The 21,587-nt window shown below is 64.7% G+C and carries 23 protein-coding genes; 19 read left to right on the top strand and 4 right to left on the bottom strand.

Annotated elements, in window-relative coordinates:
* Positions 1 to 31: 31 nt before the first annotated feature.
* The 9 genes from secY to IC762_RS21855 all read left to right on the top strand — a co-directional run bounded on the left by secY (position 32) and on the right by IC762_RS21855 (position 8,051).
* A complete protein-coding gene (gene secY / locus IC762_RS21895) occupies positions 32 to 1,363 on the top strand; it encodes a preprotein translocase subunit SecY (protein ID WP_195784307.1) in 1,332 nt (443 codons plus the stop codon).
* A 199-nt stretch (positions 1,364 to 1,562) separates the two neighbouring features.
* Complete coding sequence (locus IC762_RS21890; protein WP_246801146.1) at positions 1,563 to 2,582, top strand: preprotein translocase subunit SecY; 1,020 nt, start codon at positions 1,563 to 1,565, stop codon at positions 2,580 to 2,582.
* Positions 2,579 to 3,436 (top strand): adenylate kinase, encoded by an 858-nt coding sequence (locus IC762_RS21885; protein WP_195784305.1) that lies wholly within the window; start codon positions 2,579 to 2,581, stop codon positions 3,434 to 3,436. Before IC762_RS21890 ends, IC762_RS21885 begins: the two co-directional genes overlap by 4 nt.
* A 191-nt stretch (positions 3,437 to 3,627) precedes the next feature.
* The gene (rpsM, locus tag IC762_RS21880) at positions 3,628 to 3,996 is read left to right on the top strand and encodes a 30S ribosomal protein S13 (RefSeq protein ID WP_195784304.1); all 369 of its coding nucleotides are present in this window, start codon (positions 3,628 to 3,630) and stop codon (positions 3,994 to 3,996) included.
* A gap of 115 nt (positions 3,997 to 4,111) precedes the next feature.
* Entirely contained in the window at positions 4,112 to 4,501 is a 390-nt protein-coding gene (rpsK, locus tag IC762_RS21875; protein ID WP_006021048.1) for a 30S ribosomal protein S11, read from the top strand.
* 133 nt (positions 4,502 to 4,634) lie between these two features.
* Positions 4,635 to 5,666, top strand: coding sequence for a DNA-directed RNA polymerase subunit alpha (locus IC762_RS21870; RefSeq protein WP_195784303.1), 1,032 nt, complete (start codon positions 4,635 to 4,637; stop codon positions 5,664 to 5,666).
* Positions 5,667 to 5,788: 122 nt separating this feature from the next.
* Positions 5,789 to 6,205 carry a 50S ribosomal protein L17 gene (gene rplQ / locus IC762_RS21865; RefSeq protein WP_195784302.1) on the top strand — a complete coding sequence of 139 codons (417 nt, stop codon included), beginning with the start codon at positions 5,789 to 5,791 and terminating at the stop codon, positions 6,203 to 6,205.
* Between the two features lie 170 nt (positions 6,206 to 6,375).
* Positions 6,376 to 7,179: a class I SAM-dependent methyltransferase gene (locus tag IC762_RS21860; protein ID WP_195784301.1), complete on the top strand. Its 804-nt coding sequence runs from the start codon at positions 6,376 to 6,378 to the stop codon at positions 7,177 to 7,179.
* A gap of 77 nt (positions 7,180 to 7,256) precedes the next feature.
* Positions 7,257 to 8,051: an SDR family NAD(P)-dependent oxidoreductase gene (locus IC762_RS21855; RefSeq protein ID WP_195784300.1), complete on the top strand. Its 795-nt coding sequence runs from the start codon at positions 7,257 to 7,259 to the stop codon at positions 8,049 to 8,051.
* A 111-nt stretch (positions 8,052 to 8,162) separates the two neighbouring features.
* Here IC762_RS21855 and IC762_RS21850 read toward each other — a convergent pair whose 3' ends face one another.
* Positions 8,163 to 9,176 carry a zinc-binding alcohol dehydrogenase family protein gene (locus IC762_RS21850; protein ID WP_195784299.1) on the bottom strand — a complete coding sequence of 338 codons (1,014 nt, stop codon included), beginning with the start codon at positions 9,174 to 9,176 and terminating at the stop codon, positions 8,163 to 8,165.
* Between the two features lie 117 nt (positions 9,177 to 9,293).
* On the opposite strand from IC762_RS21850, the gene IC762_RS21845 reads away from it, so the two are divergent.
* Positions 9,294 to 9,671: a winged helix-turn-helix transcriptional regulator gene (locus IC762_RS21845; RefSeq protein ID WP_195784298.1), complete on the top strand. Its 378-nt coding sequence runs from the start codon at positions 9,294 to 9,296 to the stop codon at positions 9,669 to 9,671.
* A gap of 64 nt (positions 9,672 to 9,735) precedes the next feature.
* Here the strand turns inward: IC762_RS21845 and IC762_RS21840 are convergent, their stop codons facing one another.
* Positions 9,736 to 11,361 (bottom strand): OprO/OprP family phosphate-selective porin, encoded by a 1,626-nt coding sequence (locus IC762_RS21840; protein WP_195784297.1) that lies wholly within the window; start codon positions 11,359 to 11,361, stop codon positions 9,736 to 9,738.
* A gap of 286 nt (positions 11,362 to 11,647) precedes the next feature.
* Here IC762_RS21840 and IC762_RS21835 point away from each other — a divergent pair, with 286 nt between their 5' ends.
* The 7 genes from IC762_RS21835 (at position 11,648) to IC762_RS21805 (ending at position 18,401) form a co-directional block, all read left to right on the top strand.
* The gene (locus tag IC762_RS21835; RefSeq protein WP_195784296.1) at positions 11,648 to 13,060 is read left to right on the top strand and encodes a DegQ family serine endoprotease; all 1,413 of its coding nucleotides are present in this window, start codon (positions 11,648 to 11,650) and stop codon (positions 13,058 to 13,060) included.
* Positions 13,057 to 14,388 (top strand): replication-associated recombination protein A, encoded by a 1,332-nt coding sequence (locus tag IC762_RS21830; RefSeq protein ID WP_195784295.1) that lies wholly within the window; start codon positions 13,057 to 13,059, stop codon positions 14,386 to 14,388. Before IC762_RS21835 ends, IC762_RS21830 begins: the two co-directional genes overlap by 4 nt.
* A 55-nt stretch (positions 14,389 to 14,443) precedes the next feature.
* A complete protein-coding gene (locus IC762_RS21825; RefSeq protein WP_195784294.1) occupies positions 14,444 to 15,112 on the top strand; it encodes a hypothetical protein in 669 nt (222 codons plus the stop codon).
* A 159-nt stretch (positions 15,113 to 15,271) separates the two neighbouring features.
* Positions 15,272 to 15,556: a type II toxin-antitoxin system RelE/ParE family toxin gene (locus IC762_RS21820; RefSeq protein WP_195784293.1), complete on the top strand. Its 285-nt coding sequence runs from the start codon at positions 15,272 to 15,274 to the stop codon at positions 15,554 to 15,556.
* Between the two features lie 15 nt (positions 15,557 to 15,571).
* Positions 15,572 to 15,889, top strand: a complete 318-nt coding sequence (locus IC762_RS21815) for a HigA family addiction module antitoxin (RefSeq protein WP_195784292.1) — start codon at positions 15,572 to 15,574, stop codon at positions 15,887 to 15,889.
* Positions 15,886 to 17,079, top strand: a complete 1,194-nt coding sequence (locus IC762_RS21810; protein WP_246801144.1) for an RluA family pseudouridine synthase — start codon at positions 15,886 to 15,888, stop codon at positions 17,077 to 17,079. Before IC762_RS21815 ends, IC762_RS21810 begins: the two co-directional genes overlap by 4 nt.
* A 101-nt stretch (positions 17,080 to 17,180) precedes the next feature.
* On the top strand, positions 17,181 to 18,401 hold the full coding sequence (locus IC762_RS21805) for an amidohydrolase family protein (RefSeq protein WP_195784291.1): 1,221 nt from the start codon (positions 17,181 to 17,183) through the stop codon (positions 18,399 to 18,401).
* Positions 18,402 to 18,413: 12 nt separating this feature from the next.
* Here IC762_RS21805 and IC762_RS21800 read toward each other — a convergent pair whose 3' ends face one another.
* A complete protein-coding gene (locus tag IC762_RS21800) occupies positions 18,414 to 18,872 on the bottom strand; it encodes a GNAT family N-acetyltransferase (RefSeq protein WP_195790232.1) in 459 nt (152 codons plus the stop codon).
* 179 nt (positions 18,873 to 19,051) lie between these two features.
* On the opposite strand from IC762_RS21800, the gene IC762_RS21795 reads away from it, so the two are divergent.
* Positions 19,052 to 20,023, top strand: a complete 972-nt coding sequence (locus IC762_RS21795) for an amidohydrolase family protein (RefSeq protein WP_195784290.1) — start codon at positions 19,052 to 19,054, stop codon at positions 20,021 to 20,023.
* Between the two features lie 36 nt (positions 20,024 to 20,059).
* Here the strand turns inward: IC762_RS21795 and IC762_RS21790 are convergent, their stop codons facing one another.
* The gene (locus tag IC762_RS21790; protein WP_195784289.1) at positions 20,060 to 20,512 is read right to left on the bottom strand and encodes a hypothetical protein; all 453 of its coding nucleotides are present in this window, start codon (positions 20,510 to 20,512) and stop codon (positions 20,060 to 20,062) included.
* Positions 20,513 to 20,684: 172 nt separating this feature from the next.
* Between IC762_RS21790 and IC762_RS21785 the strand changes: the two genes are divergently transcribed.
* Positions 20,685 to 21,467, top strand: a complete 783-nt coding sequence (locus tag IC762_RS21785) for an ATP12 family chaperone protein (RefSeq protein ID WP_195784288.1) — start codon at positions 20,685 to 20,687, stop codon at positions 21,465 to 21,467.
* Positions 21,468 to 21,587: the final 120 nt, after the last annotated feature.

The following is a 21,587-nucleotide window of genomic DNA, read 5'->3' as shown; positions in this document are numbered from 1 at the left end:
GGCGAAGGGGCTCCGGGAAGAAAGCCGAAACATGGTCTCAGCAGCCGAACAACTCGCCGCAAACCTCAATTTCGGATCGCTGGCGAAGGCCGACGAACTGAAGAAGCGCATCTGGTTCACGCTGGGTGCGCTGCTTGTTTATAGGCTCGGGACCTACATCCCGCTGCCCGGCATCGACCCCAACATCTGGGAGCAGGTGTTCCGCACCCAGTCCGGCGGCATCCTCGGCATGTTCAACATGTTCGCCGGCGGCGGCATCCACCGCATGGCGATCTTCGCGCTGAACATCATGCCGTACATCTCGGCATCGATCATCGTGCAGCTGTTGACCACCGTGTCGCCGCAGCTCGAGGCGCTGAAGAAGGAAGGCGAGGCGGGCCGCAAGACGCTGAACCAGTACACCCGCTATCTCACGGTGATCCTGGCGCTGTTCCAGTCCTACGGCATCGCGATCGGCCTCGAAGGCGCCGGCAACGTCGTCAGCGACCCCGGCATGTTCTTCCGTATCTCGACCGCGATCACGCTGACCGGCGGCACCATGTTCCTGATGTGGCTCGGCGAGCAGATCACCTCGCGCGGCATCGGCAACGGCATCTCGCTGATCATCCTGTCCGGCATCGTCGCCGAGCTGCCGTCGGCGCTCGCCAACATGCTGGAGCTCGGCCGCCAGGGCGCGATGTCGACCGGCCTGATCCTGATCGTCATCCTGATGGCGGTCGCCGTGATCGCCTTCATCGTGTTCATGGAGCGCGCGCAGCGCCGGCTGCTGATCCAGTATCCGAAGCGCCAGGTCGGCAACAAGATGTTCGAGGGCCAGTCCTCGCATCTGCCGCTCAAGCTCAACACCTCGGGCGTGATCCCGCCGATCTTCGCCTCGTCGCTGCTGCTGCTGCCGACCACGGTCGCCAACTTCAACGCCGGCAAGGGGCCGGAATGGTTCCAGTGGATCACCACTCAGCTCGGCCACGGCCGGCCGCTGTTCCTGATCCTCTATCTCGTGCTGATCGTGTTCTTCGCGTTCTTCTACACCGCGATCGTGTTCAACCCGACCGAGACCGCGGACAATCTGAAGAAGCATGGCGGCTTCATCCCGGGCATCCGGCCCGGCGAGCGCACCGCAGAATATATCGACTACGTGCTGTCGCGGATCACGGTGCTCGGCGCGATCTATCTCGCGATCGTCTGTCTGATCCCGGAAATCCTGATCTCCTACGCTTCGGTGCCGTTCTACTTCGGCGGCACGTCGCTCCTGATCGTGGTCAGCGTGACCATGGACACCGTCTCGCAGGTGCAGGGCTATCTGCTGGCGCACCAGTATGAAGGCCTGATCCGCAAATCGAAGCTGCGCGGACGCCGTCGCTGATGGACGCCGCCGACCGATGATGAGTGAGCTGGCGCGCCGCATCGCAATCACGATCGGCGCGCTGCTCATCTTCAGGCTCGGCTGTTATGTCCCACTGGCGGGACTCTCGACCCAGAGCGGGGTGTTGCCGCCGAGCACGCTGTTCCGCGTCTCGATCTTCGCACTCTCGATCGTTCCCTACCTCTCCGCTGCGATCATCATGCAGCTGCTCTCGGTGGTGTGGGGCAGGCTGGGCGCGCTCGAACGCTCAGGCGAGGCCGGCCGCCGCAAGATCGTCCGCTGCACCTTGATCGTGACGCTGGGGTTTGCCGTCTTCCAGGCCTTCGGCATTGCATCCGCTTTGCAGGGCATTCGAGGTCTGGTCGCCGAACCCGGCTCCTGGTTTCTGGCGTCGACGATCGCAACGATGGTCGGCGGCGTCTTCTTCCTGGTCTGGCTCAGCGAGCAGATCACCCGTCACGGCATCGGCAACGGGCTTGCGCTCATCCTGAGCGTCGGCGTCGTGGTATCGCTGCCGTCGGAAATCGCCACCGCCCTCGAGCTGCTGCGACAGGGCGCAGTATCCGGCAATGTCCTGCTCTTCAACGGCGTGCTCTGGATTGCGCTGATCGGTCTGATCGTCCTGGTCGAGAGCGCACGGCGCAACGTGCCGGTGGAGTATGGCCCGCGGCAAGTCGGCAAGCGGCTCCTTGGCCCGCGCGCCTCGGTGCTGTCGATCAAGCTCAACAGCGCGGGTTTCCTGATCCCGACGACAGTGGCGCTGTGGGTGATCTATCTGCCGCTCTCGTTCGGCGCCTATCTGTTCGGCCGGACACCGTGGCTGGCCGCGGCCTATGCGCATCTCCAGTTCGCGCAGCCGCTGCACATCATTCTCGGATCGATGATCGTCATCGTGCTGGCCTTCATCTACACCGCCCGCGTGCTCGATCCCGAGCAGGCCGCCGAGACCCTGCAGGCGCAGGGCGGCACGATACCGGGCATAGCGCCGGGCGAGGCGACCGCCGATCATCTCGATCGCATCGCATCGTTGACGACCGTCGTCGGAGCCGTCTACCTCGTCGCGGTATCGCTGATTCCAGAGCTGCTGGTGGCAGGTGGGGTGGCGCTGCCCTATAAAATCGGTGGTGGTTCGGTGCTGATTGTGGTTTGCACTATTCTTGATCTTAAAAAGCAGGTGCGCGATCTATCGCGCAGCAATCGCGGGGGCGAACGCATATGAGACTGATTCTTCTCGGCCCGCCGGGCTCGGGCAAGGGCACCCAGGCGCAGCGGCTGGTCCACAAGCACGGCATCGTCCAGCTCTCGACCGGTGAGATGCTGCGCGCGGCCGTCGCCGCAGGCACCCCGATCGGCCTGCAGGCCAAGGAGATCATGGCCAATGGCGGCCTGGTCCCCGACGAGGTCGTGGTCGGAATCATCGCCGACCGCATCGAGGAGCCCGATGCCAAAAAGGGCTTCATCCTCGACGGCTTCCCGCGCACGGTGCCGCAAGCCGAAGCCCTGGACGAACTGCTGCGGAAGAAGCACCTCAAGCTCGATGCCGTCGTCGAGCTCCGCGTCAACGAGAGCGCGCTGCTCGCGCGCGTCGAGAAGCGCGCCGAGGAGACCCGGGCGCGCGGCGAGGACGTGCGCCTCGACGATACGCCGGAGGTCCTGACCAAGCGCCTAGCGCAGTACCGCTCGCTGACGGAGCCGCTGATTCACTATTACTCCGAGCGGCGCAAGCTTCTGACCGTCGATGGCATGATGACCATCGAGCACGTCACCCGCGAGATCAACCGGATCCTGGGCGCGCTCGGCGCGCTGGGAGAGGAAGAGCAGGTCAAACCCGCCAAAAAAGCCTCGAAGGGCGCCAGGAAGACCGCCAAGGTTGCCGGGAAGCCGGCCAAGAAGCCAGCAAAGGTGGCCAAAAAGGCCGCCAGCCCGGCCCGCAAGGCCGCCAAAGCGGCTTCCAAGGCCAAAGTCGCAAAAAAGCCGGCCAAGAAGGCTGCTCGCGGCGCCAGTGCCCGGAAGGGGGCAAAAGCCACCAAAAAGGTGGCAAAAAAGCTCACGAAAAAGCGAGCTAAACGCTAGGAGCGGTTGACGAAACCGACATGAATCCTTTAATAAGCCCCGCATCCAAGTTGGATAGTTTTATGACGATGCCGGGCCCCGAAGGACATGAGGGGAGGGCGTCGTGTTCGCGTTTGTGGACACAATCGCCCGCAACAGCAAGAACTTGAGCAGCCCGTATCCGTGAGGGATCGGCGACAGGAGAGAAGTCCGTGGCCCGTATTGCCGGCGTCAACATTCCGACCAACAAGCGCGTGCTGATCGCGCTTCAGTACATTCATGGCATCGGCCAGAAGAACGCCGCCGACATCATGGAGAAGGTGAAGATCCCGCTGGATCGTCGCGTCAGCCAGCTGAGCGACCAGGAAGTCCTGCAGATCCGCGAAGTCATCGACCGCGACTACCTGGTCGAGGGCGACCTCCGTCGCGAGGTCGGCATCAACATCAAGCGGCTGATGGACCTCGGCTGCTATCGCGGCCTGCGTCATCGCCGCGGTCTGCCGGTGCGCGGCCAGCGCACCCATACCAATGCGCGCACGCGCAAGGGGCCGGCCAAGGCAATCGCCGGCAAGAAGAAGTAAGTTTTGCGAATTGCAGGTGGGGAGTAGCGAATCGAAGTTCGCTACTCGCCATTTGCGTTTTGAGGTGTAGCCGCTGGCACTACGGCGGCGCTTGAGATCACAGGAAAGGTTTGAAATGGGCAAGGAAGCCACCCGCGTACGCCGCCGCGAACGCAAGAACATCGCCTCCGGCATCGCGCACGTGAATTCGTCGTTCAACAACACGACCATCACCATCACCGACGCGCAGGGCAACACCATCGCCTGGTCGTCGGCCGGCACGATGGGCTTCAAGGGCTCGCGCAAGTCGACCCCCTACGCCGCGCAGGTTGCGGCTGAAGACGTCTCCAAGAAGGCGCAGGAGCACGGCATGCGCACGCTGGAGGTTGAAGTTGCCGGCCCGGGTTCGGGCCGTGAATCGGCGCTCCGCGCGCTGCAGGCTGCGGGCTTCACCGTCACCTCGATCCGCGACGTGACCACCATCCCGCACAATGGCTGCCGTCCGCGCAAGCGCCGGCGCGTCTGATCGAACGTTGCGGGCGGCGCGTGTGCCGCCCTTCGTTCGTTCTTGGAACTGACTTCTTGGAATTGACCGCGCGGACTGTTCCGCGATCTCCAACGCCAGCTACGGCCATTCGACCGGCCCGAACGACTGGCACATGGGTGACACAGTGACGATCCAGAAAAATTGGCAAGAGCTTATTCGACCGAACAAGCTGCAGGTGACGCCCGGCTCGGACCCGACCCGGTTTGCCACCATCGTCGCCGAGCCGCTCGAGCGCGGCTTCGGCCAGACGCTCGGCAACGCGCTGCGCCGCATCCTGCTGTCCTCGCTGCAGGGCGCCGCGGTGCAGTCGGTGCATATCGACGGCGTGCTGCACGAGTTCTCGTCGATTGCCGGCGTCCGTGAGGACGTCACCGACATGGTGCTCAACATCAAGGACATCGCGATCAAGATGCAGGGCGAAGGCCCGAAGCGCATGGTCGTGAAGAAGCAGGGCCCGGGCGCCGTCACCGCCGGCGACATCCAGACCGTTGGCGACGTCGTGGTGCTCAATCCGGACCTGCAGCTCTGCACGCTGGACGACGGCGCCGAGATTCGCATGGAGTTCACGGTCACCACCGGCAAGGGCTATGTCGCCGCCGAGCGCAACCGGCCCGAGGATGCGCCGATCGGCCTGATCCCGGTCGACAGCCTGTTCTCGCCGGTCCGCAAGGTCTCCTACAAGGTCGAGAACACCCGCGAGGGCCAGATCCTCGACTACGACAAGCTGACCATGACGATCGAGACCAACGGCGCGATCACGCCGGATGACGCCGTCGCCTACGCCGCGCGCATCCTGCAGGACCAGCTCAACGTGTTCGTCAACTTCGAAGAGCCGCGCAAGGAAGTCACCCAGGAGATCATCCCGGATCTCGCCTTCAACCCGGCCTTCCTCAAGAAGGTCGACGAGCTCGAGCTCTCGGTGCGTTCGGCAAACTGCCTGAAGAACGACAACATCGTCTATATCGGCGACCTCGTGCAGAAGTCGGAAGCGGAAATGCTGCGCACCCCGAACTTCGGCCGCAAGTCGCTCAACGAGATCAAGGAAGTGCTGGCCCAGATGGGTCTGCACCTCGGCATGGAAGTGCCGGGCTGGCCGCCGGAGAACATCGACGAGCTCGCCAAGCGCTTCGAGGATCACTACTGATCCGATTTTGACCATCGTGGCCGGAAGCCTTCCGGCCACGATTTTTTAATGGGCGAACGCAGGAAGCCCACCTGAAACTTGTCGCCGAACCACCGCGACAGAATTGAAGAAGGAAGAAGTCAATGCGTCACGGCAAGGTTCATCGCAAGCTCAACCGCACCGCCGAGCACCGGCGTGCGATGTTCGCCAACATGTCGGCGGCCCTGATCAAGCACGAGCAGATCGTCACCACGCTGCCGAAGGCCAAGGAGCTGCGGCCGATCGTCGAGAAGCTCGTCACCCTCGGCAAGAAGGGCGGCCTGTCGCTGCGCCGCCAGGCGATCTCGGAGCTGCGCGACCTCGACCAGGTCAAGAAGCTGTTCGATGTGCTGGCACCCCGCTACAAGGACCGCCAGGGCGGCTACACCCGCATCATCAAGGCCGGATTCCGCTACGGTGACAACGCGGCGATGGCCGTGATCGAATTCGTCGACCGCGACGTCGATGCGAAGGGCAAGGACTCCGGCCCGACCCAGGAAAAGGAAGCCGAGGCGGCCTAAGCCGCTCTCACGCATTCATTTTGCAGACGGCGCCTTCGGGCGCCGTTTTTGTTTGCGGCGATCGCACGCGCTTGTGGCAATTGGACGCGTGACAACACGATGTCTGCCGCGACGGCGTCGACCGGATATCGTGCTTAGGCGCGGGGGCGGCGATACTGGACTGCCTTGGAATGTCAGAATGGGCGACCGACTGGCGTGCGCGGAACATGGCGATGTGGAACCGCAAGGTCTCCGATCACATCCGCTCGCCGGTCTACGATGTGCCGGGCTTCATCGCGGGACGCTCCTCGCTGCGATCGCATGAGATCAGGGATCTCGGCGATATCGGTGCAAAGCATCTCGTCCATCTGCAATGTCATATCGGGCTCGATACGCTGTCCTGGGCGCGGCGTGGCGCGCGCGTCACCGGCCTCGATTTTTCGCAAACGTCGATCGCTGCGGCGCGCAGGATCGCCGCCAGATGCGAGCTCGACGCCGAGTTCGTGATCGCCGATGTCTACGAGGCGCCTCGCGTGCTCGGACGCCGCTTCGACATCGTCTATACCGGCGTCGGCGCGCTGTGCTGGCTGCCCGATATCGCGCGCTGGGCGCAGGTCGTGCGCGACCTGCTGAAGCCCGGCGGCGAGCTCTATCTGTTCGAGTTCCACCCGGTCGAATGGATGCTGGATTGGCGCGCCGCCGATCGGACCGAACTCAAATTCGATTACTTCACGCCGTGCGAGGGATGCGTCGATCGCCGCGCCATCGACGATGCGGCCATCGCGCCCGGAACGGTGCAGTGGAATCATCCGCTCGGCGAGGTCATCACCGCGCTCGCCGCTGCAGGCCTCAATATCACGGAGTTGCGCGAGCTCGACCGCTCGGTGCTCAAGCGCCGGCCGGAGATGGAGGACGCGGGCCTCGGCATGTTCAGGATGAGGCCGGGAATGCCGCAACTGCCGCTGATGTATGTGCTGCGGGCGAGACGGCCGTGATCAACGGCGTTACTTCGGTCGCTTGCTAGCGGCGCGCCGGCGCCCAATATTGGGGGAACCGACAGGAGATTTGCCCCATGAATATCGACCTTTCCGGAAAGACTGCGCTCGTCACCGGCTCGACCGCCGGCATCGGCCATGCCATCGCAAGGGGGCTTGCCGGAACGGGCGCCGAGGTCGTCGTCAACGGCCGCGGCCAGGCCAAGGTGGATGCCGCGGTCGCAGCGATCACGAAGGCAGTCCCGGGCAGCAAGGTCCGCGGCATCGCCGCCGACGTCTCGAGCGCCGCCGGCTGCAAGGCGCTGCTCGCGGCGCTGCCCGATGTCGATATCCTCGTCAACAATGCCGGCATTTTCGAGCCGAAGGACTTCTTCGAGATCCCCGACGAGGACTGGAGCCGTTTCTTCGAGATCAACGTGATGTCGGGCGTGCGGCTGTCGCGCACCTATATGCCTGGGATGCTGAAGCGCAATTGGGGCCGTATCGTCTTCATCTCCTCGGAGTCGGGCCTCAACATTCCGACCGAGATGATTCAATACGGCATGACCAAGACCGCGCAGCTTGCGATCTCGCGCGGGCTTGCCGAGCTGACCCGCGGCACTGCCGTCACCGTTAATTCCGTGCTGCCGGGCCCGACCATGTCGGAGGGCGTCGAGACGTTCGTGAAGGATCTGGCGAAGCAGAACGGCCAGTCGGTCGACGAGGCGGCGGCCAATTTCGTCAAGCAGCATCGTCCGACCTCGCTGCTGCAGCGCTTCGCCAGCCCGGAAGAAATCGCCAATCTCGTGGTCTATGTCTGCTCGACGCTGTCGTCGGCCACCAACGGCGCGGCGCTGCGCGCCGAAGGCGGCATTATCAGCACGATCGCGTAAGCCGCACAGCCGTAGGGCGGGCAAAGCGCAGCGTGCCCACCATCACGAGCACGTCGCGTGATGATGGGCACCGCGCTTCGCGCCTTGCCCACCCTACGCACCAGCCAACGTCTACCAACCCTCGAGCACGATCTTGCCGCGCGACTTGCCGCTTTCGAGCAGCGCATGCGCGCGTTTCAAATTCGCGGCGTTGATGGTGCCAAAAGTCTGGTCGAGCGTGGTGCGCAGCACGCCCTTGTCGAGGAGGTCGGCGACGTCGTTGAGCAGATGATGCTGCGCGATCATGTCAGGCGTCTGGAACGAGGACCGGGTGAACATCGATTCCCAGTGCACCGATACCGCCTTGCCCTTGAAGGCCGCGACGTTGAACTCCGATGGATCGTCGATCAGGCCGAACTTGCCTTGCGGCGCGATGAAGTCGGCGATGCTCTTGTAGTGCTGGTCGGTGTAGGTGAGGCTGGCGACGAGGCCGACCGGCGGCAGCTTCAACGTCTCGATCTGCTCCTTCATCGGCCTGGAATGATCGATCACGGCATGTGCGCCGAGCTCGAGGCACCACTTCTGCGATTCCGGCCGCGTCGCGGTCGCAACCACGGTCAGCCCGGTGAGACGGCGGGCGAGCTGGATCAGGATCGAGCCGACGCCGCCGGCACCGCCCGTGATCAGCAGCGTGCGCGGATCGAGGCTCTTGCCGGGCACCGCGCCGAGCCGGTCGAACAGCAGCTCCCAGGCGGTGATCGAGGTCAGCGGTAGCGCTGCCGCCTGCGCGAACGAGAGCGACGTTGGCTTGATGCCGACGATCCGCTCGTCGACCAGATGGAATTCGGAGTTGGTGCCCTGACGCTGGATCGATCCGGCATAGAACACCTCGTCGCCGACCTTGAACAGGCTGACGTCGGGACCGACAGCATCGACCACGCCGGCCGCGTCGTAGCCGAGGATCTTGTATTCACCCGCCGGGGGCGCGGCGCGCTTGCGCACCTTGTAGTCGACCGGGTTGGCCGAGATCGCCTTCACCGCGATGCGGATGTCGCGGCCCTTCGGCTCCGGCTTCGCAGTCTCGAAATCGACGAGCGCGTCCGCTGCCTCGATCGGCAGCGATGTCTGGTATCCGACGGCCTTCATGCCTGCTCTCCATGGATGGCGATTGCCTGCCGTCTAACTGTCGCGCTGGCGTCGAATTGGCAAGTACTGTAAAAAGGGGGAACTAGTCCCTGTTTGTATACTGTTGGGGAAACTCGCATGAAACGGCAGAATTTCGCCCGTCGGCCGGGCTGCGCGGTCGAGGCGGCGCTCGACCTGATCGACGGCAAATGGAAAGGCGTGATCCTGTTTCATCTGCAGGCCGGCACCCAGCGCTTCGGCGAGTTGCGACGGCGGATGCCCGGCATCACCCAGCGCATGCTGACCAAGCAGCTGCGCGCGCTCGAGGACGACGGTCTCGTGATCCGCAAGGTCTATGCCGAGGTGCCGCCGCGGGTCGAATACACGCTGTCCGAACTCGGCGAGAGCCTGCGCCCGGTGATCGATATCCTGAAAGCCTGGGGCGAGAGCCATCAGGAGCGGCTGTCCTGCGCACCCGCGCCTGAAGTCGTGAAGAAGCCGAAGCGCGCGGCGTAAGGAACCCGCGATACGGCCGTGAAGGGGAGGCCGGGAGCAGGGTGCCGCTCCCGGCCTTGTCACATCACCACGCAATCTGCGTGCGCATTGCGACCGCGTTGAACTTCGAACCCGCATCGAGGGTCGAGACCGCCGAAGCCTGCTTGGAGATGTCGCCATGCAGGTAGTCGAGCATGAAGCGGACGTTGCTGTTGACGTACCAGTTCAGCGCGAGGGTGTAGACGTTCTGCCGTCCGCCCGCGACGCCGGCTGCGGTGGCAAGCTGATCGTTGAGGTTCATCTGGCTGAAGCGTCCGGCGATTTCCCAGGCGCCCCAGCCGCCGCCGGCGAGCGAGAACGGATTCGCCGGCTTGACGCCGCCATAGGCGGCGTTCGCTGCGTTGTAGGAATGGGTCTCGCCGGTCAGGACGTAGCCGACCTGCGCGTAGCCGCCGTCGAACTTCAGGCTCGGCGCGCCGAACGGCGGCAGCCCGGTATTTGCCGTGCGGTCGATGTTGAACCAGTAGTATTCACCCTGCGCGATGAACGAGCCGTAGGTCGCCGCCGCTTCGACGCCGTAGACCTGCGCCCCCGAGACGTTGGCGATCGCGCCGGTCGAAATCAGCGAGGTCGGATCGATGCGCAGCTCGGGCCGGTCGCTGAGCGTCAGCGTTTGCGCCTGCGTTACCAGATTGCGCGGCGGCTGGATCAGCCATTCCGCGTCGGCGCCGATATGCACCGAATAGTTCTTGCCGCTGATCGGATTGCCGGCGATACGGGCGACCGCGCCATATTGCTCCGACGTCCCGGCCGGCGAGGTGCTGGAGGCGGAGTGGATCGCGCCCGTGGTCGGTCCGGTGACATAGCCGCCGACCCAGAGCTGGTCGTTCCACCAGCGGGTGCCGGCCGTCGAGCGGAAGTCGCCGGCCGCGATATTCTGCGCGATGATGCCTGCCGAGGCGCGTTCCATGAACATGATGTCGTTGGAGCTGGTGGACTCGTCCATCGTCCAGGCGAGGTCCATGATGCCGCCTTCGATCGCCATCTTGCCGCCGAACGGCTTGAAGCCGGTGTAGCTGAGATAGGCATTCTCGACGCCCGAGGTGCCGCCGCCGGGAAGGAAGCCGACCGAGGTCGCGCCGGCCGCGCCGGTGCCGCCAAAGCCGTCGGACGATCCGCCGAAGTCGTAGATCAGCGCGAAATTCCAGTCGCTGAGGAATTTGCCGGCAATGCCGATGCGCGCGCGACGGAGATTCTCGCCGCTGTCGAGCTTTTGCGGCGAGGTCGCTGCCGTATCCGGCCGATAGTTGTAGCCGCCGACGTCATAGTGAATGCGGCCGACGATGGCGATGCAGTTCTGGTCGTCCGCGGTGCAGATCGTCGGCCGGTTGTTCGGCATCGTCACGACGACGCCTGACGCCGCGATCGGACCCTTGACCGGGAGCGCCGCGTTGGCGTTGGCGACGCTCGCAGCTTTCGCATTCGCGTCGGCGGCCTTGGTGTCCGCTGCTTTCGCGCGCGCATTGGCGGAGGCGGCGGTCGCCGAGTTGGCGTCGCTCTGCTTCTGCAGTTTGTCGAGCTTCTGCTCAAGCATGTGCAGCTGCTGCTTCAGCAGCGCGATCTCGGCGTCGCTGCTTTCCGCAAACGCCGGCGAAGCGGCGAGCGCACCTGCGATTCCAACGGCAATTGCACTTAGCTTTGTCGCACCCATTTCAGCACCCCTGTTGTGTTTGCATTTCCCCACACCGTCACGCGAGTCCTAGAAGTCCAACGTGACTGACGAACGACAGCGTAACATGGGACCGCCGTTCCGGATGTGGTCGGCACGCAACACGGGCGCAGTGAGATGATAGGCATCATGGAAGTCGAGGGACGCGCTTCGACGCGCCGGCGGCAGGTCTTGCGCCGGTCTCGCCAGGGTCGCCTTATTCGCCCGGATGCCCTTCAATTACCCCACGAACACCCCTATATTCCGCCGTTTCCTACGAGAGGTGAGAATGCTCCGACCCGTCCGCTTTGCCGCCATCTTCGCCCTGTTCGGACTGTCCCTGCTGGGAAGTCCTAGCCAGGCCGAGGCCCAGGACCGCCGCGTACCGTCCTCGCAGGCGGAGCTGCAGCTGTCCTACGCCCCGATCGTGCAGCGCGTGCAGCCGGCGGTCGTCAATGTCTACGCTGCCAAGATGGTCCAGAACCGCAATCCATTCCTGGATGATCCGATCTTTCGCAGATTTTTTGGCGTGCCGGGACAGCAGCCCGAGCAGATGCAGCGCTCGCTCGGTTCCGGCGTGATGGTCGATTCGTCCGGCCTCGTGGTCACAAACAATCACGTGATCGAAGGCGCCGACCAGGTGAAGGTCTCGCTGTCCGACAAGCGGGAATTCGAGGCCGAGATCGTGTTGAAGGACAGCCGCAGCGACCTCGCGGTGCTCCGCCTGAAGGACACCAACAAGGAGAAGTTCACCACCCTCGACTTCGCCAATTCCGACCAGCTGCAGGTCGGCGACGTCGTGCTCGCGATCGGCAACCCGTTCGGCGTCGGCCAGACCGTGACGCACGGCATCATCTCGGCCTTGGCGCGCACCCAGGTCGGGATCACCGACTATCAATTCTTCATCCAGACCGACGCCGCCATCAATCCCGGCAATTCCGGCGGCGCGCTGGTCGACATGACCGGGCGGCTTGCCGGCATCAACACCGCGATCTTCTCGCGCTCCGGCGGCTCGCAGGGCATCGGCTTCGCGATCCCCGCCAACATGGTGCGCGTGGTGGTGGCCTCCGCCAAGGGCGGCGGCAAGGCGGTGAAGCGGCCCTGGCTCGGCGCGCGGCTGCAGGCCGTGACGCCCGAGATCGCCGAGACGCTCGGCCTGAAGCTGCCGTCTGGTGCGCTGGTCGCCAATGTCGCGCCGAACAGTCCGGCGGCGAAGGCGGGGCTCAAGCTCTCCGACCTGATCGTCGGGATCGACGGCACGCCGATCGACGATCCCAACGCGTTCGACTATCGCTTCGCCACCCGGCCGCTCGGCGGCAACGCCGAGATCGAGGTGCAGCGCGCCGGCAAGCCGGTGAAGCTCACCGTGCCGCTGGAGACCGCGCCCGACACCGGCCGCGACGAGATCGTGCTGACCGCGCGCTCGCCGTTCCAGGGCGCGCGCGTCGCCAACATCTCGCCGGCGCTCGCCGATGAATTGCATCTCGATGCCGGCGCCGAGGGCGTCGTGGTGACCGAGCTCGCCGACGACGGCACCGCGGCCAATGTCGGATTCCAGAAGGGCGACATCATCCTGGCGGTCAACAACGAGAAGATCGCGCGGACCGGCGATCTGGACAAGGCGTCGAAGACGGGATCGCGGGTCTGGCGGATCACCCTGGTGCGCGGCGGCCAGCAGATCAACGTGACGCTCGGCGGATGAGCCCGAAGCAACCGCGGGAGGCAGCGAACCTGTTCGCGGCGGCGGGGATGGAGCAGGACGCGCCGCGGCCGCTGCCGGACCGGCTGCGCCCGCGCTCGCTTGCGGACGTCGTCGGCCAGGACCACATCCTTGGGCCCGACGGTGCGCTGACCCGCATGCTGGAGACGCGCACCTTGGGCTCGCTGGTGTTCTGGGGGCCGCCCGGTACCGGCAAGACCACGGTGGCGCGGCTCTTGGCGGACGCCACCGAGCTGCATTTCGAGCAGATATCGGCAGTGTTCTCCGGCGTCGCCGACCTGAAGAAGGTGTTCGATGCCGCGCGCGCCCGCCGCGAGACCGGCAAGGGCACGCTGCTGTTCGTCGATGAGGTGCATCGTTTCAACCGCGCGCAGCAGGATTCCTTCCTGCCCGTGATGGAGGACGGCACCGTGGTGCTGGTCGGCGCCACCACGGAGAACCCGTCCTTCGAGCTCAACGCGGCGCTCTTGTCGCGCGCCCGCGTGCTGGTGTTTCACTCGCTCGACACGGCGGCGATCGAGAACCTGTTCGCCAATGCCGAGAAGGTCGAGGGCAGGGCGCTGCCGCTCGATGCCGAGGCGCGCGCGGTGCTGGTGCGGATGGCCGACGGCGATGGACGCGCCTCGCTGACCCTGGCCGAAGAGGTCTGGCGCGCCGCGCGCAAGGACGAGGTGTTCAACGCCGAACAGCTGCAGGACATCCTGCAGCGTCGCGCGCCGATCTACGACAAATCGGCCGACGGCCACTACAACCTGATCTCCGCGCTGCATAAGTCGGTGCGCGGCTCCGATCCGGATGCGGCGCTGTATTATCTGGCGCGGATGTTCGACGCCGGCGAGGATCCGCTGTTCCTGGCGCGGCGCGTGGTGCGGATGGCGGTGGAGGACATCGGCCTTGCCGATCCGCAGGCGCTCGCGATCTGCAACGCCGCCAAGGACGCCTACGACTTCCTCGGCTCGCCGGAGGGCGAGCTCGCGATCGCGCAGGCCGTGATCTATCTCGCCACCGCGCCGAAATCGAACGCGGCCTACACCGCCTTCGGTGCCGCGATGCAGACCGCGAAACAAAACGGCTCGCTGCTGCCGCCGAAGCACATCCTGAACTCGCCGACCAAGCTGATGAAGTCGGAGGGTTATGGGTCCGGCTATCAATATGATCACGACATGCCCGACGCGTTCTCGGGCCAGGACTACTTCCCGGAAGCGCTCGGCCGCCAGACCTTCTACGATCCGCCCGACCGCGGTTTCGAACGCGAGATCCGCAAGCGGCTGGACTACTGGGCGAAGCTGCGCGCGCAGCGCGGCGGCTGACATCTCCCTGAAATAGCCCTATGCTACAGCGGCAACCTCTGGGGGTTATCGCTGCATGGACAATATCTGGCTGACTGCTGCCATCGTCGTGGTGCCGCTTTTGGCCGGCCTCGGGCTGATTGCCGCGCTGGTGCGCAGGATCCTCAACAATCCCGACATCCCGAACGGCATCGCGATGGTGCTCGGCGTCGCGGCCTTGCTGTGCGTCGCGCCGACCGTTCTCAATCTCGCCATCAAGCTGCCAGGAGGCGGCGAGATCAGCCTGGTTCGCGAACAGTTGCAGTCCCAGACGCAGCAGATCGGCGAGCAGGGCGCCGACGTCAGGCGGCAGATCGTGATGCTGCGCCAGCGTGTCGATGCGATCGAGAAAGCCACCAGGGTCCCCACGGTGACGGCGGCGGAGAAGACCCAGGCCGATGCCAACAACGGCAAGGTCGTCGTGGTGCTCTATGTCGCCGAGCAAAAGGGACTGGCGCTGGACATGCAGAACTATCTGCTGCAGCAGGGCTACAGCGCCAATGCGGTCTTTACCGACTTCACCGAGCTCAGCGACTCCAACCGCCTGACGGCAGGCACCGTCGCGTTCGTGTCGGCGGAAAGCGACGCCGCGCTGCGCAACGAGGTCGAGAAGGTGCTGCGCTCCAAGTTTTCGCAGGTGCAGAGGGCCGTCGATTCCAGCTCGCCGAAGATCACCACAAGCGCGGTGCAGGTGCGGCTGTTCTGAATGCTTGACTACTGCCGGTCTTGATGAAATGTCAGCGTCATCAGACGTCGCCAGTGGCGCGCGGTTGGCTCAATATGGTCGATATCACACGGACCTGTACCGCGTCATTCAAGCCAATTACTCTTTACGTAAGTCGTAAAAGTTGGTAAATTAGGCGATGTGATTGTCGGTCATCGGGACAAGGTCACCGAACGGTTTGCCTCCGGATTGCACGTCAAGGAGTTCTCGGGTTTCGCCCGGCAGGCCGAGATGCGCCTTGATCGATTGGAAGCGGCAGCCAGCCTTGCTGATTTGGCGGCGTTGCCTGGAAACCGATTGGAAGCCCTAAAGGGCGACCGAGCCGGGCAATTTTCGATTCGCATTAACGATCAATGGCGGATCTGTTTCAGGTGGCCGGACGGATCGCCTGGTCCCGTCGACGTTGAGATCGTTGATTATCACTGAGAGAACATCATCGCTATGCCTCGTACCCCAATCCATCCCGGAGAACATCTCGCGGAAGAACTGCGTGAACTCGGCATGACGGCCGCCGAGCTGTCGCGCCAGATCGACGTTCCCGTGAACCGCATTACTGGCATCATTCATGGTCAGCGCGGTATCACCGCCGACACGGCACTCCGGCTCGGGCATTGGTTTGGAACAACTCCACAGTTCTGGATGAACCTGCAGCAGCTTTACGAGCTGCGGCTCGCAGAAAATGAGGTTGGTGTTCAAATCGCGGCCTTGCCGCGTCGCGCAGGCCGGCCGTCACCGCGCAAATTGGGAAAAACGGCATGAGCCGTCGCGTCAAGAAACCTCTCCGCCCGGCGGGCGATCGCGCCAAGGGCGCGCGTCCTTTTCGCGGCTCGTCAGCTGAGCGGGGGCCGGGGCATCGTCCGGGCGGCAAGCCAGCGGCGCGCTTGACGGACAAGCCGCGCGCGCCCAAGCCATTCGTGCCCGAGCCGGAAAAGATCGTGGCCGAGCCGCCCCCGTTGCCGACCAAGGTCCAGACCGTGGTCGTGACGGCGGATGAGAACAATATGCGCGTCGACCGTTTCCTCGAAGCGCGTTTCCCTGGCCTGTCGTTTTCCCACATCCAGCGCATCGTCCGGAAGGGCGAGCTGCGCGTCAACGGCAAGCGCGCGGACAGCAAGGACCGGCTGGAAGAAGGCCAGAGCGTCCGCATTCCGCCGCTGAAGCTCGACACGCCCAAGGCAGCCGCCAGCCTCTCGGAAGCGGCCAAGAAGACCCTGCAAGACCTCAAGAGCATGATCCTGTACGAGGACGACGACGTGCTGGTGCTGAACAAGCCGGTGGGTCTCGCCGTGCAGGGCGGCTCCGGGATCACGCGCAATGTCGACGACATGCTGGAGGTGATGCGCGACGCCAAGGGGCAGAAGCCGCGCCTGGTGCATCGCATCGACCGGGAGACCTCGGGCTGCCTGCTGATCGCCAAGACGCGGTTTGCCGCCTCGCATCTCACCGGCGCCTTCCGCCATCGCTCCGCGCGAAAAGTCTACTGGGCGCTGGTCGCGGGCGTGCCGAAGCCGAAGCAGGGCCGCATCTCGACCTACCTTGCGAAGGAGGAGAGCGAGGAGGACACCATCATGCGGATCGCGGCGCATGGCGACGAGGGCGCGAGCCACGCCGTGACCTACTACGCCGTTGTCGAGGCCTCGGCGCAGAAGCTTGCCTGGGTCTCGCTCAAGCCGGTCACCGGCCGCACCCATCAGCTGCGCGCCCACATGGCGCATATCGATCACGCCATCGTCGGCGATCCCAAATATTTCAACAAGGAGAACTGGCAATTGCCCGGCGGGTTGCAGAACCGGCTGCATCTCCTGGCCCGCCGCATCGTGATCCCGCATCCGCGCGGTGGCGTGATCGACGCCACCGCGCCGCTGCCGCCGCACATGCTGCAATCCTGGAATCTGCTCGGGCTCGAGGCCGACCGCTTCGATCCGATCGAGAACGCGCCGGAAGAATAAACTCCGGACACCGCAACAACGATCAAACGCTGTCGGCGGCCGCGGCTATCTTGCCGCGCGCTCGCCGATATCGGGCGTCATCATGATCGAAGAGGTTGTCCATGACCTGGCTCCGCAGTGCGCTTCTCCTCGGACTTCTCGGCTCGGCGATCGCCGCAAGCGCGGCGCACGGCGAAACCCTGGCGCTCCGCGGCGGCAGCCTCTATGCATCGCCGTATGCAGCGCCGCTGCGCGATGCCGTGATCGTGATGACCGACGGCGTGATCGGCGCGGTCGGCAAATCCGGTGACGTCCAGATCCCGCCCGATGCCCGCACGATCGATTGCAGCGGCAAGACCATCGTGGCCGGGTTCTGGAACAGCCATGTGCATTTCACCGAACCGGCCTGGCGCAACGCCGGCACCGCGCCGGCCGAGCCGTTGACGCAGCACATGCAGGAGATGCTGACGCGCTGGGGCTTCACCACGGTGTGGGATCTCGGCTCCGATCCACGCGATACGCTGCCGCTGCGCCAGCGCGTCGCCAAGGGCGAGGTTGCGGGTCCGAACATCCTGCTCGCCGGCAACATGTTCCCGAAGGGCGGCCATCCCGTCTATGTCCCGCGCGAGGTGCAGCTTCCTGAAGTGGCGACGCCGGAGGAGGCGACCAAACGGGCGCAGGACTGGCTCGCCATGGGCGAGGACGGCATCAAACTGTTCACTGGCGCGTTCATGGGCGACAAGCCGGTGATCAACATGGATCCCGCGATCGCCAAGGCCGCAGTCGATGTCGCGCATGCGCAACGAAAGCCGGTGTTTGCCCATCCGCAGAACATGATCGGCGTGGACACGGTGATCGCGGCCGATGTCGACGTCATGGCGCATACCGCGCCATCCGGCAGCAGCGGTTATACCCAGGAGCAGCTCGCGCGCTTCAAGGCGCAGGGAACGGCGCTGATCCCGACGCTGTCGCTGTTCACGACCGTCGTGCTCATCCCCGCCGTGACGGACCGCCTGGTTGCAGCGGCCGTCAACCAGCTCGAGCAGTTTTCCGAGAACGGCGGCGGCCCGGTCCTGTTCGGCACCGATGTCGGTTTCATCCAGCTTTACGACACCACGCGGGAATATGAACTGATGCATCGCGTGTTGACCGAGCGTCAGGTGCTGGCTTCGCTCACGACCAACCCGGCACAGTATTTCAAGGCCGCGAAGAAGGGCAAAGTGGAGCAGGGCTTCGATGCCGACATCGTTGTGCTCGACGGCGATCCCCTCAGCGATGTCAGCAATCTCGCAAAGGTGAGCACCACCATCCGCGCCGGCCGCGTGATCTATCAGAAGCCGTGAGAGCCCGCGACTTCAAAGCGTCAGCTTGTAGCCGACATGGCTGGCAACGAACCCCAGCCTTTCATAGAAGCGATGGGCGTCGGGCCGCGTCCTGTCGGTGGTGAGCTGGACCAGATTGCAGCCTCGCGCGCGGCACTGCGCGATCGCCCATTCGAACATCCGCTGCCCGACGCCCGATCCGCGGTGCGCTTCCGCAATGCGCACCGCCTCGATCTGGCCGCGCCAGGCGCCCATCCGCGCGAGCCCGGGAATGAAGCTGAGTTGCAGGGCGCCGATCACGTCATCGTGCAGGATGGCTACGACCTGCAACTGGTTGGGGTCGGCGAGAATGGCGCGAAACGCGTCGACACAGGTCGGGTGCGGCGGCATGCTCGCATCCTCGCGTTGCTGCCCCAGGACGTCGTTGGCGAGCAGGGCGATGATGGCCGGAAGATCGCCGATCTGGGCAGGGCGGAACGTCACGTGCGTCATTTCAGCGGAGCTCCACGGCAAATCGCGGGTAGGTGACGTCTCTTTGATCACATCTAAAATCAATCGGGCAATCAGTTCTCGAGCGGCACCCCGGAAAATCGCCAACATTCGCCGCAACACTTCGATAGATCGGATGAATGCCCGTTGGCGGGCATCCGCCTGCAACGGAAGACCAGGCCATGCGCACCATCACGCTTGAAGAGCATTTCGCCACGCCGGGCTTTCTCGATGGCCCGGGCCGCGACCTCAAAGAGCAGGCCCGCCAGGTCGGGGGACGTGCCGAGCAACTGATGCGCGATCTCTGCGATCTCGGCGACGGCCGGATCGCGCAGATGGACGCGGCAGGGATCGACATGCAGGTGCTCTCGCTGACCGCGCCGGGCGTCGAGCAGTTGGAAACCGCGGATGCCCTGGCGCTCGCGCGCGACACCAACGATGCGCTGGCCGAGGCGATCGCGAGGCACCCGACGCGATTGTCGGGTTTCGCGGCGCTGCCGATCGCCTCGCCCGATCATGCGGCGAAGGAGCTCGAGCGCCGCGTCAACGGTCAACGCTTTGCGGGAGCGGTCATCAACGGCCATCACCGCGGCCGCTATCTCGACGACAAATTCTTCTGGCCGGTGCTGGAGGCCGCTGAGGTGCTGGGCGCGCCGGTCTATCTGCATCCGACCAAACCACCGAAGCCGGTGATCGAGGCGTCGTTCGGCGGCTTTGCGCCTTTTGTCACCGAGATGCTGGCCGGCCCGGGTTTCGGCTGGCACATCGAGACCGCGGTGCACGTGCTGCGCATGGTGCTGGGCGGCGTCTTCGACCGCTTCCCAAAGCTTCAGGTCGTGATCGGCCACATGGGCGAGGGCCTGCCGTTCTTCATGCAGCGGGTCGACGTGATGCCGGTCGAGATCACAAAGCTCAAGCGCCCCGTCAGCGCCTATCTGCGCGACAACCTGCACTACACGTTCGCGGGCTTCAATTTCCCACCGACATTTCTCGATCTGCTGCTCGAGATCGGGGTCGGCCGCATCATGTTTTCGGCCGACTACCCCTACGGCTCGATGGCCAAGGCCCGCGCGTTCCTGGATCAGATCCCGGTGTCAGCCGCCGACCGCGCGCTGATCGCGCATGGCAATGCGGAGGCGCTGTTCAGGCTGTGAACCGCATGGCCTGGCCATGCGACATCACGATCATCCTTACCGCCTGAACTGCACCAGAAACATCCGCAGGGAATCGTGGGCGCTTTCGACGTCCGTGATCACCCAACCTTCGGGGCCTTTCATCACGACGAAGCTGAGCGTGACGGCGCGGCCCTGATTGTCGAACGTCACGGTCATGTAGGTTCGATCGAATTGCCGGCGCAGCACGGTGATCGAGATGGCGCCGAGCCGCCAGGTCGGGCTCTGCACCAGGAAATCGTAGGGCGCGTCATGCGGCGCGGTCCAGATATCGCGCAACGTCGGATCGAAGAATTGCCGCGCTGTGTCCTCGTCGCGCGGCAGGCCGTTTGAGAACTCGGCGCTGCCTCGGCCGTAATGGGCATAGACATTGCGGATCAGGGATTCCGGCGAGCGGAACCCGGCATCGGCCGGGACCGCGCCGAACGCGGCCACGCCGACAAGGCAAGCGAGGAATTTGGCGCGTCCCATCAGCTCTATTTGCCGTTGGCACGATAGCGTTTTCGAGCGAAGTCGGTACCGGTTCGCGTAAAAGAAAATGCGTCAAAACGACAGTCTAGAGCCCCGTTCCGATTCCATCGCAACGGAAATGGCTCTACATATCATGCCGTTAAACCCCTCAAAACGGAAGCTGGTCGGCGGGATGCGCGAACTGTTTGACGACGTTGCAGGACAATCCCCGCTCGATCCCCAGGAGGCGGTGCGGCGCCAGCTGCGCACGCCCCAGCGCAAGCGGTTCTACGGCAGCGCCGGCGTGGCCGATGCCGACGGCGGGTTTGCAATCACGCTCGACGGTAAACAGATCCGCTCGCCATCCGGCAAGCCGATCGTGGTGCCGGCGCGCGCCATCGCGGACACGATCGCATCGGAATGGAATGCGCAAGGCGAAACCATCGATCCGCTGACCATGCCGCTGACGCGATTTGCCAACAGCGTCGTCGAAGGGGTGATTGATCGAGTCGACGACGTCGCCGCGGATGCCGCAAAATTCCTCGGCAGCGATCTGCTGTTTTATCGCGCCGGCCATCCCGAGACGCTGGTGGCGCGGGAAGCCGCGCACTGGGACCCGATCGTGTTCTGGGCCGCAGATCAACTCGGTGCGCATTTCGTGCTGGCCGAGGGCATCATGCATGTCGGCCAGCCCGAGGCGGCGATCGCTGCTGCGCGCGCGGCTTTCCCGACCGATCCATGGTCGGTCGCGGCGCTGCATGTGGTGACCACGCTGACCGGTTCGGCGCTGCTGGCGCTGGCGCTTGCGCACGGCGTTCGCGACGAGGACCAGATCTGGGCCGCCGCGCATGTCGACGAGGACTGGAATACCCAGCAATGGGGCATCGACGAGGAGGTCGCCGCACGCCGCGCCGCGCGGCTGGTCGACTTCAAGGCCGCGGCCGGCATTCTCAAGGCGCGCACGGCGGCTGGCTAATCAGCAATCAATCGACATGTTGGGCAACGCCGGCTTCCCGGATGCCGCTGTCGCCCCGACCAGCATGGTCGCCGCGCCGCCAAGTCCGTGATAGGCTGACGGCAGATCGACGTGGGCGAT

Origin of the sequence: Bradyrhizobium genosp. L (assembly GCF_015624485.1) — a bacterium.
Classification (GTDB): domain Bacteria; phylum Pseudomonadota; class Alphaproteobacteria; order Rhizobiales; family Xanthobacteraceae; genus Bradyrhizobium.
Note: the sequence above shows the minus strand (reverse complement) of the source record. Positions and strands in the feature narration are given on the sequence as shown.